Raw genomic sequence first — 17190 nt, forward strand, 5'->3', positions numbered from 1 at the left:
GATTAGCCCTCCTGAAAGTATAAATGCGGTCTACTTTTCATATTAATTGAAATTAACATCAAAAAATTAAAAAGATTTATTTTGTTCTTCAATTAACCAGTAAGTCAGCATTCTTCCTTTACCTTTAATCGGGATATGACCCCGTTCTTCCAAAACAAACTGCTCTTTCAAACGCTCGTAAGTCGCCGCCGTCACTTGAATTTTACCAGGCAATCCGTTAGATTCCATGCGTGAAGCAACATTAACAGTATCACCCCACAAATCATAGCTAAATTTACTAATCCCAATAATGCCAGCCACCACCGAACCGCTGTGAATTCCGAGCCTCAATTGAAAATTTTCTCCCATTTTGGCATTAAACCTCCTCAAAGCTGCCTGCATCTCCAAAGCTAAAAGTGCGATCGCCTCAGAGTGATCCTCCCGTGGCGTCGGCAAACCCCCAACCACCATGTAAGCATCCCCAATCGTCTTAATCTTTTCCAACCCGTGCAATTCAGACAACCTATCGAACTCCGAGAAAATCCCGTTCAAAATTTCTACCAACTGCGTTGGACTTTTGTGAGCAGAAAACTGCGTAAAACCCACCAAATCAGCAAACAAGACGCTTACCTCATCAAAATGATCCGCTATCAACTTTTGCTCTTTTTGTAAGCGATCCGCAATAGGTTTAGGTAAAATATTCAGCAGCAATTTCTCTGTTTGTGCTTGCTGCACTTTCAGCGCTGCTTCAGCTTGTTTCCGCTGAATCAACGAACCAAGCTGCGTAGCAACCGCGCTCACTAATTCTAACAAGCGTGGCTGACATTTCAGAACTTTTTCGCGATAAAAAATCAAAATAGCTAACACTTGATTGTCCGCTACAATTGGCACCCCAAAAGCCGCTTTCAATCCCAAACTTACTGCAATTTCCGCTCGTAAAAAAACTTGTTGCGGTGCAGTAGAAACATCATCGATCCATTCAGACTGCTGCGACTGCCAAATCCTACCTGGGAGTCCCACACCGGGAGCAAAAATTAACTGCCAACTTGTTTGTCGGAATTGAGCAAAACTCAAGTCACTAACGTACCTGCCTGTAGCGCATTTTAAAAACCCCTCACTACAAGGAATCCAAGCTTCGCCCAGATTCCATTCAATAGTTTTGCAAATTAAACCTAAAATCAAATCTATAGCAGAGTCAAAATCCTCAGACTTGCTAATAGCTTGAGTAGCCTCCAGCAGCAATCTTGTTTCCATTTCCACCTGGTGGCGTTCAGCGATTTCCTGGTGCAACTGGATATTTTGAGCGGTCAATTTTTGATTTTTTTCTTGCAATTGCATTTGCAAGGAACGCACAGTAAGTTGATTGCTCACTCGCGCCAATACTTCTTTCACCTGAAAAGGTTTTGTGATATAATCGGCTCCGCCGACTTCAAAAGCTTTGGCCTTATTTATTCCTTCTTCTAGCGCGCTGAGAAAAATGATGGGAATTTCCCTGAGTTTCGCTTGTGATTTTAATTTTTTACATAGTTCGTAGCCGTCAATATCCGGCATCATAATATCGAGTAAAATCAAATCGGGTGGGCTGGATTGAATTGCATCTAACGCCGAAAAACCATTAGTAACCGGTCGAACTTTATAGCCATTTTTTTGCAAAATTCTAATCAACAAACGCAGATTATCTGGCGTATCGTCAACTACTAAAATATCTGCTTGAGCGTTTTCAGTTTGTTCCGCCTTCATCTGCATTATCTGATTCCTCCGCCTCGGCAATTAAATTGAGAATTTTCTGGTAATCAAAATTATCGAGATGACCCTGGAGGATTTCCGCAAATTCAGGATGAGGCTCCCTTATTTCGTCTATTGTCCTGACAATTAAGTCAAAATCAGCACTGCGGATTACCTGCTTCATGTTGTCTACCCATTCTGCGGGAAGTGTAGGTAAATAAGCAAGCGCAGCATTAGGGAGGTAGCCAGATAAATTATTTCGATCGCCTATTGAGATAAAGTCCCTTGAGTTAGAGTAGAGATACTTCACCCCCAAATGTTTGTTGATGGCATCAAATATATCTGTTTTGCGGAAAGGTTTGCTAATAAAATCGTCGCAGCCGATCAATAAAGCAAACGCTTGCCTCCCTTCAATTGTACTAGCTGTCAAAGCAATAATCTTTGGAATCGGAGAGTCGGGATGGGAAATATTCATTTCCCCCTCTTGCTCTCTCTGCTTGATTCTAGCCTTAATTTGTTTAGTAGCTTCGTAGCCGTCCATCACTGGCATTCGCACATCCATCAAAATTAAGTGGGGATGCCAATTTTCCCACATTTCTATTGCTTCCTGGCCGTTGGTGGCTTGTTCCACCCGGAAACCTAAAGGAGAAAGCATTTTAACTAAAAGTTGGCGGTTGTCTTCGCGATCGTCCACAATTAAAATCCGGTAGCACGGTTGATTGGGTTCCAACCCACTAACTTCGCGGTTAATTTCCGGATCGGGAAGCTCAGCAGCATAAACTGCACCGACTGGAATTTCAAATTTAAAAGTAGTGCCGAGTTCCAGTTGACTTTCTACGACAATTTCTCCTCCCATCAGGCGGACAAATTGACGGCTGATCTTCAATCCTAAACCCGTGCCTTTCTGATTTTTTTTACCGGAAGCGGTTTGCACAAACGCCTTAAAAATATTGCCCAATTCTTCGGGAGCAATGCCAACTCCTGTATCTTCTATTTCAAATAGAAGGAAAAAACCCGGCACAGTTGAATAATCAGCCTCATCGCTCCATTCAACCTTGGCAAAATCACTGCTCGCTCTCGAAAATTCCCGAATACTTCTTGTGGTATCAAAGCAAGCTGTGGGACTATCCAATAAATCCAGAAATCCCGATTTTTCTAACTTGATCACTCTTAAGATGATTTCGCCTGTTTGGGTAAACTTAATCGCATTACTCAGAAGATTAATCAGCACTTGTCGCAGTTTAATATCATCGGTTCGCACGTACTGAGGAACATCAGCATCGCGCTGGAAATGCAACTGCAATTCTTGATTATGTACTCGCAGTTGAAACATATCTTGCAAATCGTCAAGCAAGCGGTAGAGGTCGAAGTTTTTCGGGTTGAGTGTCATCCGTCCCGCTTCGATTTTTGACAAGTCTAACACTTCATTTATCAAGCTCAGCAAGTGTTCGCCACTACGGCGAATAATTCTCATATTTTCTCGGTTTTCGACAGTCAGATCCGGGCTGGGTTCCATGACTTGTGCAAAGCCGAGTATAGAATTGAGAGGGGTGCGTAACTCGTGGCTCATATTGGCAATAAACGTGCTTTTAGCTTTGTTTGCTGCTTCAGCAGCTAAGGCGGCTTGTTGCAGTTGTTCTGTGCGTTCGTCAATTTTGGCTTCTAAGGTGTGGTGGTATTCTGCTAGTATTTTTTCGGCTTGTTTGCGATCGCTAATATCTTGAAAAGCTGCGATCGCATAAACAATATTTCCGCTAGCGTCAAAAATCGGCGTGGTATTGATCTCGATCGCAATTCTTTTGCCATCTTGACGGAGTTCTACATCGTCAACCTTGACAGATTCTCCTTTCAGTGCACGCAAAATTGGCAGATTATCCGGGGGGTAAAGCTCATCAGTATTGGCAACATAAAGTTGATAAGTGGCAGCTAATTGTTCCGCAGTGCTTTCCGGGATAGTGTTTGCACCCAGCAAATCCCGCGCTGTTTGGTTGAAATAGGCGATCGAACCATCGGGATGATAAACAGATACCCCCACGGGCAAAGCTTCTAAAAATTGACTCAGGCGACTTTCACTCGCAGACAGCGCCTCATTTACTAGCTTTAACTCATCGTTTACTTCTTGGCGCTTATGAATTTCATCTGTTAACTTTTGATCTTGCAAATAACTGTGAACAGCTTCTACTACCGTTAATTTTAAGTCTTCATTTTGCCAAGGTTTAGGGATATAACGGTACAATTTAGCATACTTAATAGCATTACTCAGGGCTTCCAAATCTGCTTGCCCCGTTAGCATAATGGTCAGCGTCTCCGGCGAGCTTTCGTGAATTTTTCTAAGCAGCTCATCCCCTTTAATATCCGGCATGATATAATCGGAAAGCACCAAAGCAATCTCGTATTCATCTGCCTGCAAATCAGCCAGCAACTCTAAAGCATCAGCCCCCCCTTCAGCGGTTTCAATTATACACCGATCGCCGATCGCCTTTTTCAGTTCAATCTTTAAACTCTTCAAAACGTCAGGTTCATCATCAATACAAACAATCACAGGTTTTTTCATAACTTAGCCAGCCCAGATTTTATAATGTCTATTAAGTCTTTGCTTTGCCAGGGTTTGTACAAACAACAGTATAAATCTGCTTCTTCTAATGCCCGCTGAACTGCCCCTGCATCCGCTTGTCCAGTCAACATCACTTTAATAATTTTAGGATATTTTTGGTGAACTTTAATAAAAAGTTCGTCACCTTTAATTCCCGGCATCAGCCAATCAGAAACAACCACAATCACCCGAGCTTTTTTTTGAAATTCCTCCAGTAAATCTAAAGCTTCATCACCACTTTCAGCTAATTCATAAAAGTAATCATTTTTAAATTCATTTTTGAGCTGAACCTTGAGAGTATTCAGGATATCCGGTTCATCATCAACGCAAAGAATTACAGGCTTATTCATCTTTTTCTCTCTGCTTAAATTGTAGTAGGTTTACTGACATGAATTCTTTTTACATTGATTTCCGGCAAAGATGCAGGATATCTGCCCCCTATCTTATTTTAATAGGACTTCCGAAGATAAACCCGGTTTCTTGTAATAAATCTTGTATTTATCTGCGAGACAGCGACGGGTGTCACCGGGAATCAGCCCCCTGCAAATAAGTTTTGTTTAATAAATTGGCAGCGAGACTGTAAAAGTTGTCTGCCCCGGTACAGAATCTACAGCAATTGTACCTTCGTGTTTTTCCACAATTTTTTTCACAATATCCAATCCCAAACCGCTACCTTCGCCCGCAGATTTAGTCGTAAAAAACGGCTGAAAAATTTTGGGAATAACTTCTGAGGGAATACCTTTGCCGTTATCAGTAAACTTGAGGAAAATATTTGCCTCTTGCTGCCGAGTTTCAATCATCAAAATACCTTTATAATCCATGGCTTGCAGGGCATTATGAACGAGATTAGTCCAAACTTGATTTAAGTCATCGGGATAGCACATAATTTGGGGTAAATCTCCATAATCTTTTACTACTTCTATACCGTGTTTTAGTTGATTTTGATAAAGGGTTAACACCGTTTCAATGCCATCATGCAAGTTGGCCTGGACTTTTTCTGGTTTGCTATCAAAATGAGCGTAGGTTTTTAAGGCAAATACTACTTTACCCGACTTCGCTGTTGCTCTTTGGATCAGGCTAATACTTTTTTTGAAACTCGCAAACTGGTAAGCACTATTTAAAACTACTTCCCAATCCGGCGATTTAAAAAGCGGCAAAAACTCTTCTATTTTTTCGTAGATTTCCATGTCAACTAAAGTATCCGCAATTTCCTCGAAGTTTTCAACAGACTCTGCGCTCAAATCCGCCGCCAACTGCTGCTTAAATTTGCGTTTCTCTTTGCTTGTGAATAAAACTTCTTGATGGGTGGCTCTGTACAGTAAAGCTAAAAAATAAGCTTTGCTTTCGTCAGAAAGTTGTGGATAAATTTCAGCAAATTTTTCTAAAAACTCGTCGGAGAAATTAGATATATTATTAATAGAGGAACCTATAATGCCCAAGGGGGTATTGATTTCGTGGGCAATGCCGGCAATCAGTTGTCCCAGAGCTGCCATTTTTTCCGATTGAATCAAATGCTCTTGGGTTGCTTGCAGTTGGTGCAGGGCATTTGCTAAATCTTGATTTTTTTCTTGCAAAGTTTGTTGCAGTGAACAAATTTTTAAGTGAGTTTCTATCCGGGCTAAAACTTCTTCAATTTGAAACGGTTTAGCAATAAAGTCAACTCCGCCCACTGCAAAAGCTTTAACTTTATCCAGCACGTCATTGATCGCACTAATAAAAATAACAGGAATGTCTTTGGTAATTTCCGAAGCTTTGAGTTGCTGGCAAACTTGATAGCCGTCCATTTCCGGCATCATAATATCCAGCAGCACAAGATCCGGGGGTATTTTTTGAGCAGCAGACAATGCTAGCTTGCCATTGGGTACGGGGCGAACTTGATAGCCTTTTTCGCTCAAAATTCCTGCCAGCAGCCGCAGGTTTTCTGGCGTATCGTCCACTACTAAAATATTAGCTCGATGGGTTTTAAGTGAAGTTGAAGTCATCTGGTATTTACTGTTTCTCGCTGAGTTCGATTATGTTCAAAATTCTGTCATATTCAAAATTATTAATGCAATCTTGAAGCTTGCCCGCAAGAGAGGGATTGACAGTGCCGATTTGTGCGATCGAAGTTGCGATCGCCTCCATCTCCACACTCAAAATACTTTGCTTAAATTGGGCCATCCAGTCTGGAGAAAGAGAGGCGAAAGCCTCCGGTGTCAGCACCTCCTGACTTGACTCCTCTACACCTGCGCCACTTACTGCGGTTGGATCTTCATAAATATAGCGTACTCCTAAATGTTTTCCCATTGCCACAAAGATATCCTCCTCGCGGAACGGTTTCCGCATAAAATCATCGCAACCCGCCGAAAGAATCACCGCCCGTTCTTCCTCCAAAACGCTAGCAGTTAGGGCCACAATCGCCGTTGCTTGCCCGCCAGTTGTAGTTTTAATCTGTTTCGTTGCCTCATAGCCGTCCATCACAGGCATTCTCATGTCCATCCAAATCAGATGCGGTTCCCACTCCCTAAAAATATCAACCGCTTCTTTACCGTTATTCGCTTCTCTCAACTCAAATCCGAGTGGACTGAGAAGTTTTACTAAGAGTTGGCGGTTCCAAGGTTTGTCGTCCACAATTAGCAAGCGATAACTCGGCTGATTCGGTTCGAGGGCAACAACTCGACGTTGAGTTTTTTTGCTTTCAATATCACTAGCTTCAACCAGATGAACTTGGATGTCAAACTGAAATACTGCACCCTTTCCGATCTCGCTACTAACAGTAATTTCACCTCCCATTAATTGCACGAACTGGCGGCTAATAGCTAAACCTAAACCCGTTCCTTCCTGAGAATCTTTACCTGTTTTTGTCTGCACGAATGCTTCAAACAACTGATGGATTTCTTCAGCAGCAATGCCTGCACCAGTATCTTGAACTTCAAAATGCAGCCAGTAGCGGCCGGGCAATTGGTCAGTGCTGTTTTTATGTATATTCTGCCTTCCTCCTTTGACTTGCACCGACACTCCCCCTTCTGAGGTAAATTTAATCGCATTATTGAGCAAATTAATTAAGACTTGCCGCAATTTAACTTCATCAGTACAAATGTAATGGGGAACTTCTCCGTCTGTGTCGAAGATTAATTGCAAACCTTTTTGCTCAGCTTTGAGAGCAAACATATCTTCTAAATCGTCGATTAGTTGGTACAAATCGAAGCTTTTTGCATTAAGCGTCGTGCGTCCGGCTTCGATTTTTGACAAGTCTAAGACTTGGTTAATTAAAGCCAGTAAATGTTCGCCACTCCGCAGGATAATTCCGACATTTTCTTGATTTTCCTGAGACAACTTTTGACTGCGGATCAGGACTTGAGCAAAGCCGATGACCGCGTTCAGGGGCGATCGCAATTCGTGGCTCATGTTGGCGAGAAAGGTACTCTTCGCTTTGTTGGCTGCTTCGGCCGCTTCTTTCGCCTGCTGCATTTTGATTTCCGCTTGTTTGTTATCAGTAATGTCTTTAATAAAACCTTCGTAGTACAGTAAATTTCCTGCTTCATCGCAGACAGCGCGACAATTTTCCGAAATCCAGATTATGCTGCCATCTTTGCGGTAAATTTCCGATTCAAAGTTTGATAGTATCCCGTACTCGTTCATCAGCGCTGCAAATTCGTCGCGGCGGTTGGGTTTCACGTAAAGCTGGTTCTTGAAATTCGGCTGTGCTGCTATTAATTCTGCAGGGGAGTCGTAACCGTAAAGCTTAGCTAAAGCGGGGTTAGCGCTGATGTATTTCCCGTCAACAGCAGTTTGAAAAATTCCATTTAAAGCATTTTCATAAATGTTGCGGTACTTTTCTTCTGCTTCGCGGAGCGCAGTTTCTGCTTTTTGGCGATCGGTAATATCGCTAGAAATCGACAAAAAACAAGCTTCTCCCTCAATATCGATGGTTTCTATAGACAGCAGTGCCGTTCTTTCTGTACCATTTTTATTGCGAAACCTCAGCTCATAATTGTGAATTGCCGTCTGATCTTTCAACATTTGAATCATGCGGTCACGCTCTTTCAAACTAGCCCAAAAGTTGAGATCAACCGCTGTCTTACCGATAATTTCTTCCTGGGTGTAGCCCATCATCCGGCAAAAACTATCATTAACTTCTAGGTGACAACCGTCACGAATTCTTGTAATTGTAATCGCATTCGGACTCAAACGAAAAGCTTTAGAAAACTTTTCTTTTGCCTTAGCAAGATCGGCAGTGCGTTCTGCTACTTGCAGTGCTAAATTTTGGTTGTATGCCCTTAAGAATTTCTCCGCTAGTTTGCGTTTCGTAATATCTTGAAAAGCGCACATCCCGTAAATAATATTTCCTTTAGCATCGTAAATAGGAGTTCCCCAAACTTGCAGGGGAACAGTCTTGTGAGTCGAGGAGATTTCAATGTCATCAACAGTTACACTTTTGCCCTGTAAAGCATTTAAAATGGGGTCGCGCTCCGCAGGGTAAATTTCGTGAGTTCCTGCTAAATAAACTCGGTATAATTGCCGCAAGTTTTCGGATTTGGCTGCCACAATTCCTTGAGATAAAAGTTTCTCTCCTGTAGGATTAATGTAGTGAGGTTGACCGTTGGGTTCTGTAATAAAAATGCCTAGCGGTACTGCATTGAGAAATTGTTTGACTCGGCTTTCGTTTTCCGATAGGGAAGTAAATGAATGCTGCAATTGCTCTGCCATGCTGTTAAAAGCAGCAGCAAGTTCTCCAAGTTCATCTTCGCGGTTCAGAGTGAGCTTTGTATCCCATTCATTCCGGGCCAAAGCTTTCGCCGCCGCATTCAATCTTAAAATCGGCTGTACGACCCATTTAGCAGTAAGAATCCCCAGAATTGTCGCACCAATCAAAGCTGCAACTGACAGTAAAAAAGTCGTGCGTGTGTTGAGGTTAATTTGCTCCATAAAGTCAGACTCGGGTACAACTACTACAATCAGCCAATCCAACCCTCGATCGTCTTTAAAAGGAGCTAGCTGAATAAAATTTCGCTTGCCGTCAACATCAAAAGTAAGCTGTTGAGAATTATTGATTTTAGCTAAGCTGTCGTAGTGTTTATCTAAATGCTGTGCGGTTTGTCTAATTACCGGATTGTCGCTTTCTGAAGCTTTGATGCGTCTTGTTTCTTTACCTTCCACCACAAATTCTGCACTCGCCGTTGAAGTGGCAATTAACATCCCCGATCGCTCCATCACAAAAGTTTGCCCCGACTTGCCAATTTTGAGGCTAACCAGAAATTCTTTGATTTTAGAAAACAGCAAATCGCTGCCAGCTACTCCTAACAGCTTGCCAGCGTCATCGTAGATAGGCAAAGCAGCAGTAATTGCCAGTTCCCTTGTCAAAAAGTCTGTATAAATTGGAGTCCAAATTGGTTTTTTTGCCGCCACCGCTGCTATGTACCAAGGGCGAATTCGCGGGTCGTAAATATTGGGTGAAATTTGCGCTAATTGAACGCGGTTTCCCTGAGAGTCAGGAGTATATCGAGCTAATTTATTGCCAGTAGAGCTGTCTGCTGCCGATATCATAATCCGTTCTTGAGTGCGGATTGCTCCCGAATGTTCTCCATTTTCTTTCCCTGTGTAAATGATGCTGATAGAATCAAAATATTGAATTTGTTCTAGGAAATGATGTTCTAGTTTTTGGTTGTCTTCTAAGTTCAACTGCCCCAATTTGATACCTTGAACGTTCAGGTGATTGACTATATGGGGAATTGACATATAATTTTCCATGCGGTCTTTGATGCGATCGCTAATTTCTCCCCGCAACTGAGCGGCCACCTCGTTGACCGCCCGCTGACCGTTTTGGAAAGATAGCCAACCTACAACTCCTACCGTGCCAACAATTTGCACTAAAAAAGGAACCACTAGCACCGTTTGTAATGGAGCTTTGCCGATAAATTTTGTAGCCAAACGATTGAGGGGTTTAGGAAACATATTCATCCTAAAAGTGATTAAAATTGGCAGTTTAAATTAGTAGGTGTTAAAATCTTGGAGCGAGAGACGAGCGAGTAATATCAAATCCGGTTAATCACTCATGGTCAAATAGTTTGATCTCGACCTTTAAAAGTTTTGAGGACTTTCGTCGTCACTAAGTAAGTGCAAATAAACATTACATGGTTCGGGCGGGTGAGAAGACTCATCTACTCACTTTGATCGTGGATCTTAATTAAACCCTCTCTGATAAGATACTATGGTTATTTTGCGATGACCTACTTACAAACTTACAGTTCGCGATCGCACTCCGACCCAAGACAGCGGGTTTCGGCTTTGCTCAACCACCGGGTTTTTTACTGCATCTGCGGGATCGAACGAAGTATTGCTGTGAAAAAACCAAGGTGAGGATTACCCCTGGCATCGCCAACTAACTTAATCAGGGCTGACGTACTCAAGGGCGTTAAATCAAGGCTTTGAGAGTGCTTCCCTACGTTTGCCATGACACAAAATCTTAGTACGTGCGTAAGTTTTATTAATTAGAGTACGATCGCCCAAATGTTAGCACGATCGCACTATCCACTGCAGCACACAACCCAAAAATCTGTATTTACCTGCGATTCAACTCCATCCTTTCGCCGTAACGTAACAGCATATCCAAACTCTCCAAACGATTTTGCCAAGTTTGCACCTGATAGCTATTTTCGGCAGAATGCAAGCGCATCGAAGATTGAAATTGAGATTGAAAACCCCTTAACAATCTTTTAGCATTGGCTAAACTTTCCGTAGAAGGATTTGCCGCCAAGTTGCTCAAAGCTTGCGCCAATTCATCCGCTCGACTTTGCAAAACTTTCAGTTCAGATTCCGACACCCGCAACTGATTGTTAGCCAACAAAAAACTCCATTCCTGCTTGAGAGCAGTATAGCGCGAAGCAGCCGCTGCAAACGGCTGTCGGTAAGGAATCGGCTCCGCAGCAGAAGTGGAACGCACTGGCGTGCCTTGAGTGCGGTTAAAAAACCCCTGCATCCCGCTGCTGATACTTTCCACCGCAAAAATAGCATAGCCCCCTGTCGGCAAATCGCGCAAAGCTTGAATTTGGTCGATCGCCACCACTTCCGGGAGACTCAACAACTTAACCGACGGAGAAATCAAAGCCGAACCCAGAATTTGTTCCTTTACCAACGGTTCCGTAATGCGCTGAAGTCGGTTTGTATCCAAAGCATAAGTCATCGGCACAATCAAATCTACAATGCCCTGACGAGCCCAAACTTCCCAATTTTGCTGAATTTTGTAAATCCGCTGACTTTCCGGGTGCGGAAACACCGCCACCGACAGAATTGTGCGCGGATAATTCTGCCGCAAAAGCTGAGAAACTTCAGCTACAAAACTATTAATTTGATTAGTTTTAAACTCAACCCACTGCCGCCACAAACTGCCGTCCCTGGGGGAAATATTCACCGGATCTGCACCAGTAAACTGCCTAAATTGCTGCCTCGCCGCAATACCGTAACCGTAAGTAAAATTCGCATTGTCATCTTGAAAAGGATAGCGAATATAGTCTAATTGCACCCCATCTACTTTGTAGTTGTTGGCAATTTCGCTGATAATTTGCAGCAAATAATTACGCGCTTCCGGGTTCGCCGGGTCGATATAAAATTTACCATCGTTAGGATTTTGCGTGCGTCCTTTATTGTCAAGATTTGCCCACTGTGGATGAGAGGAAAGTACCGGCCCGGGATAAGAACTAGGCTGTCCAATTAAAGTATTGTGGCGCTTATTTCCTGTGGCAAAAACCCAAACCCAAGCGTGCAGTTCCATGCCTCGCTCGTGAGCTAATTTAACCGCAGATGCCAGCGGGTCCCAGCCAACTGTTAGGGGATTTTGTTGCGCTGCAACTTGACTGGGATAAATCGTATATCCGGCATTCAAAGTTTCAAAGAAAACCGTATTGATACCGGCGGCTGCGAGTCGATCGAACACTGCCGCCAAACCCTGTTCCGATCGCGCTGCGACGATCGTACCGCGATCGAGCCAAACCGCCCGAATTTCCGCCCCAACGCGCTGTCCTTCCTTCGGGTAATTTTGCCACAGCAACTGCCGCGCTTCCACCCACTGCTTTCTAGCCTCCGCGTAGTTTTGCTGTTGCAGGAGTTGGTCGAAAGTTTGCAAAACCTGTCGCGCTTGGGCGATCGCCCCCGTCCTGCTCGCTTGCAGAATAGTCAAGCGACTGGCTGCCGGGCCGCCGCCCCCCTGTTCTGCCGCCACCAGTTGAGGGGTGCTAGCAGCATTGAGATTGACGGCGGTATTGGCTGAATTAGATGCTGTCAGGGCGCTTTCAAACCGGCCGAGGAGGTTAGTGAGTTCTTGGCGCATCAAGTACGCTTCAATGCTGACGATCGGCTTATTGGAATTTGGCTGCACGTCCAAACCCGCCGGCGCCGACTGATCCGAAGGATCTGTAAAAGTTGCAGGAACTGGATCGGGAAGCGAGCCAGAGGGAGAAAGTCGGCTCAGCGGGGTAGTACGCGGCGAACTAGGGCTGTTTCTAGTGACTCTTGAGGGGGGAGTTGGCAGTGGGGTCGCGGCAGCAGTGGGCGGCGCTACAGGCCCAGAAGCGATCGTGCCTCCCCAGCGGGCGATCGAGGCTTGCAGCCAAGCCTTATCTACATTTGCCGAACCGTCGCTACCCCAGCGCCAGCCGAGGTAGGTAGCGCGATCCGTGGCGATGGCTGCGGAGGAACCGGAACTATCTTTCCAAGTAGCAATAGTTTGACTGTTCGCATCAGCCGGAATCAAGACACCGCCTTGAACAGAAGCATTTTGTTGTGCAGTCGGCACCCAATTGCTAGAAGTAGTGCAAGCAAGATCCCGACAGCGGTTGCGCGGTTGCGGGGTTGCCGGTTGGGTTAACGGAAAAGCCCAATAGGCCCCGAGGAGCGATCGCAAAGATTGGCGCACCAAAGCCGGGGAACTGCGGCCGACGGGGCCCGAAGCAATCAAGCGGCCGCCCTGGGATGCCCAAGCTTCTAAAACTTTAATTTGTGCAGGAGTCAAAGTTTCAATGTTGGGCAAAAACAGCACGTTAACGCCTGTTAAATCCGCCGTACTTTTGATTTCTTCGAGATTGATTGGTTTGTAAGCAATGCCACTTTCCCAGAGGCGCGTGGTAATCTTTACCCAGTCGGGAGAATTCTCGGAACTGCGAACCACACCCAGAACTACTTCTGCGAAACTCGGAGAGGGAAATAGGATGAAGAGATTGAGTAATGTACTCGCTAGAGTTCCAATTAAGACTCTTTGCAAGAAAGTGAAAAAGCGAATTTTTTTAGCCTGGGAGCAGGCATCAGGCATTTGATGAGGCTTTTTGATTTGTTGCATCATAAATAGGAGAATTACCCAGCGCACCGCTAGACAAAAATTCAATAACAATTAAGAGCGATCGATCCGCACCATACAATTTTCTATCCTGCCCTGCAACCTGAATCAGGAAAAAGTGCGATCGAGCGATTTTAGATTTTAGATTTTAGATTTTGGATTTTAGATTTTAGATTTTGGATTTAAATCTTGATCTATTCCTCATGACAGTTGACAGTTGACTGTTTGGACATTTTGGCATTTGAACAATACCGATGCAACCGGAAACGATTTTAGATTAAAACCTGGGTGCATTTGGGTTGAAAAACCAAAAATACAATTTAGATGTCGGACAGCCAACAGCCAACAGCCAACTGTCAACAGTCAACTGTCAACAATTTTCTGGCGTTGCAGCTTCATTCACCGGGAATCTATCGATTAACTGCATCGCCCGACCAGCATTCCTCCGCAAAGAATCCGAAACATGAGGAACATGAGGAATCTGAGACAAGAAATCCAAAGTCCGGCGCAAAATCCGCACCACATCCCCTTCATCCAAACTCGTATGGCTAATCAGTTCCAGCCATTCAACACCCAGAGCCCACTGCTCAACTAAAGTCACTAAATCCCGTTCCAGCCAAATCGGGATTGCAGCTTCATGACGGTACTGCACTTGAAACAAGCGGCGGCGCAAGCCTTTTTGCAGATTGTCCAAAGGTGCCAAAACTTCCGGCGACAGCGAGTAGTGAGTCCAACTGTCGGGCCTGGAAACTTCTGTAACTAAGGCCGCACAAGCTGCAGCGAGGTGGTGGGGGTCGAGTTCGTCAAACTCAGCAGACATCAGCGACAAACCCAGCCACAGTTCGTTATCACCGCGAATAGCCGCGCAAGCTTGGCCCAAGACTGTGGGCACCAACCTGTCGGAGGAGTCATCTCGGTTTCCCGTTGCCGAAACTACTTTTTCCAAGCAGCCGAAATTAAGCAAGATGTCGATTAAGTTGAGAAATTGCTCCCAGTAGCGAGCTCGCTGCTTTTCTAATTCTTGTTCGCTTTTGCGGATTTCTTTTTTCAATTCTTCCCGGCGGCGCTGGCGTTTGAGCAAAGTACCGGGATTTCCCCATTCTAGAACCGGGTGAATTTCTAGCTTAGCTTCTAGGGCTGCGATTTTCTGCTGTTGCTCGATCGCCTCTGGGCTCGGTTCCGGTGTCGGCAATTGTGGGATCGATGCAGCAATTGAAGCAGTTTCTTCATTTCCCAAGCGGCACTGGCCGAGTCTCAGGGGCATTTCCGACGGCGGGTTCAAGGTATCTGCAACGCTCAAGCGAGGTAATTCGGCGTGCAGGGTAGCGACATCGCTAATGGCGACGACATACCAGCGGTTATCTTTGCCCAAGCACACCAAATTTGGTGCTTGGCCAGAACCTGCGATTTTGGCAACCAATACGGCGGGTACAGGATTTGTGTGCGATCGTTTTGCTGTCGGAACGTGTTTACCTTTGAGACTCAGAACCGTGCCGAGCACTGCAAAAGCCACAGCTACGGACATTTCCTTAAATCTGGCTTCTTCAGCTTGCTGCAAGAGAATTTTGAGCAAACGTTTGTCTTCTTTGAGTCTTGCCTGCAATTTTTCGTAATGGGCGAGCTCTTTTTCCAGGGTGGAGACATTTCCTCCGGCCGCCAGGGACTGTTCCAGGACAGCCAATTCTGTTTGCAGCCGGTCTAATTCTTCTTGCTGCGGCTGCAAGTACAAGGTTGACAGGTATTGACCGAAACTTCGCTCTACCAACTCTTGAGCTTCGTCGAGAGTGTGTGTTTGCAGCAAATTCAGCACCATGCCGTAGCTGGGCGTAAACTGACTGGCGAGAGGGTCGGCTTTGGCTGTTGCCAAATAAGAGGCTTCTTTTGCGCCTTCAAAGCGCGTCTGAACTGCGACGACGTGCCCCAGCTTGTCCATGCCCCGCCGACCAGCCCGACCGGCCATTTGCAGGAATTCTGAAGCGTTTAGCAGTCGGTGTCCCTTGTCGGTGCGCTTGGACAGGGTGGAAATGACTGTGGTGCGGGCGGGCATATTAATCCCGGCTGCTAGGGTTTCGGTGGCAAATACGACTTTAATCAAACCTCTGCCAAATAGTTCTTCTACTAAACCTTTCCAAGCGGGCAAAATGCCTGCGTGGTGGGCGGCGATGCCTTTTAAAAGAGCTTCTTTTTGACCGAAGCGTTCTGCTTCTGGGTTTCGCTGTAAAAAATCGTCAATGATGCGTTTGAGTTCGGCTGTTTCGGCTTCGTTAACCAGGGAGAAATTGCCGACTTCGGCGACGGCTTGGTCGCACCCGCGACGGCTGAAGATGAAGTAAATTGCTGGTAGCATATCTCGATCGTCCAACCGGGCCAAAACATCGGTCAAACTCGGAGTGGGGATGCTGCCTCTTTCTACTTTTTGCTGCTTCTTTTTGGGGACTAACCGAACATTCGCTCTTTTGCCGGTCTCGTCTAGCAGGGGAAATATCCCTTTTTGGTTGGCGAAGTGGAATTGCAGCGGCACTGGCCGAAAGTCTGAGTAGACGAGTTCAGTGGGCCCGTGGACTTTGTTAATCCAGTCTGTGAGTTGGTCGCTATTGGCAACGGTTGCTGAGAGGGCGAGAAGTTGAATTTCGCTCGAACAGTAGATGATGGATTCTTCCCAGACGGTACCGCGCTGGCGATCGTTCATGTAGTGACACTCGTCTAGCACCACGGTTTCTACTCCGGTGAGGGAAGTACCGACTTCTCCGATCGGCGTACCGTAGAGCATATTCCGAAATATTTCGGTAGTCATCACCAAAATCGGCGCATCTCGATTGACGGAGATGTCGCCCGTGAGCAAACCTACGTTTTCGTCTCCAAATTGACTGCGGAAGTCGCGCAGCTTTTGGTTAGAGAGTGCTTTGAGGGGAGTGGTATAGAAGACGCGCCGCCCCCTGGAGAGTGCTTGATGGATGGCGTATTCCCCGATTAACGTTTTCCCAGAGCCTGTGGGAGCACACACGACAACCGATTTACCTGCATCGAGGGCGGCGATCGCCTCTCTCTGAAAGTTATCTAGCTCGAATGGAAATATGGTCTTCAGATCCAGCTCTGGGCGGTTCTGGGCAGTGTCTGGCACAAGAATTATTATAAGGTTGCAGGATAAGTATGCTTAAATCTTGCTGAAAGCAAGTCAGCAGGGTAGAGTCGATAGGGGCATTTCTACCCCTACCTCTCTTTCAGAACGGAACGTGAAACTTTCGCTTCATTCCGCTCCTCAGTATCTTCATCCTTTGTTAAGGATACAACTCAGAACGGATTGCTATGATAGTCCTTATTAAGGGAACCGTCATTTTCCGTTTTTGTGTCGTGACAATGCTTGTGCAGAAGTTGGAGGTTTTTATACTCATCCTTACCGCCTAGGGAGCGGGGTAGGATATGGTCAACTTCTACAGTGTCTGTAGGTGTAAAGTACAGACCGCAGTGGGTACATTTACCTTTTTGTGTCTTCAGGAGTGTTGCCACTGTTGTTGGTGTTTCAGGGTATTCTCCACGTCTTTTGCTCCAGTAAATCCAGTCACCATCGTAAGGCGTTGAATTGCCC

At 45.3% G+C, this 17190-nt stretch carries 8 protein-coding genes; all 8 read right to left on the minus strand.

Going from position 1 to position 17190, the window contains the following annotated elements:
- Positions 1 to 66: 66 nt before the first annotated feature.
- A complete protein-coding gene (locus QUA25_RS08975) occupies positions 67 to 1725 on the minus strand; it encodes an adenylate/guanylate cyclase domain-containing protein (protein WP_333037116.1) in 1659 nt (552 codons plus the stop codon).
- A complete protein-coding gene (locus QUA25_RS08980) occupies positions 1700 to 4258 on the minus strand; it encodes a response regulator (RefSeq protein ID WP_333037117.1) in 2559 nt (852 codons plus the stop codon). The genes QUA25_RS08975 and QUA25_RS08980 overlap by 26 nt, the downstream gene beginning before the upstream one ends.
- On the minus strand, positions 4255 to 4647 hold the full coding sequence (locus QUA25_RS08985) for a response regulator (RefSeq protein WP_333037118.1): 393 nt from the start codon (positions 4645 to 4647) through the stop codon (positions 4255 to 4257). Before QUA25_RS08985 ends, QUA25_RS08980 begins: the two co-directional genes overlap by 4 nt.
- 207 nt (positions 4648 to 4854) lie before the next feature.
- Entirely contained in the window at positions 4855 to 6279 is a 1425-nt protein-coding gene (locus QUA25_RS08990; protein WP_333037119.1) for a response regulator, read from the minus strand.
- 7 nt (positions 6280 to 6286) lie between these two features.
- The gene (locus QUA25_RS08995) at positions 6287 to 10231 is read right to left on the minus strand and encodes a PAS domain S-box protein (RefSeq protein WP_333119674.1); all 3945 of its coding nucleotides are present in this window, start codon (positions 10229 to 10231) and stop codon (positions 6287 to 6289) included.
- 607 nt (positions 10232 to 10838) lie between these two features.
- On the minus strand, positions 10839 to 13580 hold the full coding sequence (locus tag QUA25_RS09000; protein ID WP_445242204.1) for a family 10 glycosylhydrolase: 2742 nt from the start codon (positions 13578 to 13580) through the stop codon (positions 10839 to 10841).
- A gap of 394 nt (positions 13581 to 13974) precedes the next feature.
- Positions 13975 to 16725: a DEAD/DEAH box helicase gene (locus QUA25_RS09005; protein ID WP_333037122.1), complete on the minus strand. Its 2751-nt coding sequence runs from the start codon at positions 16723 to 16725 to the stop codon at positions 13975 to 13977.
- A gap of 170 nt (positions 16726 to 16895) precedes the next feature.
- Positions 16896 to 17190, minus strand: a 295-nt coding sequence (locus QUA25_RS09010; protein WP_445305260.1) for an HNH endonuclease, incomplete at its 5' end; no start/stop codon positions are given.

The organism is Microcoleus sp. Pol17C6 (assembly GCF_036701145.1).
GTDB lineage: Bacteria > Cyanobacteriota > Cyanobacteriia > Cyanobacteriales > Microcoleaceae > Microcoleus.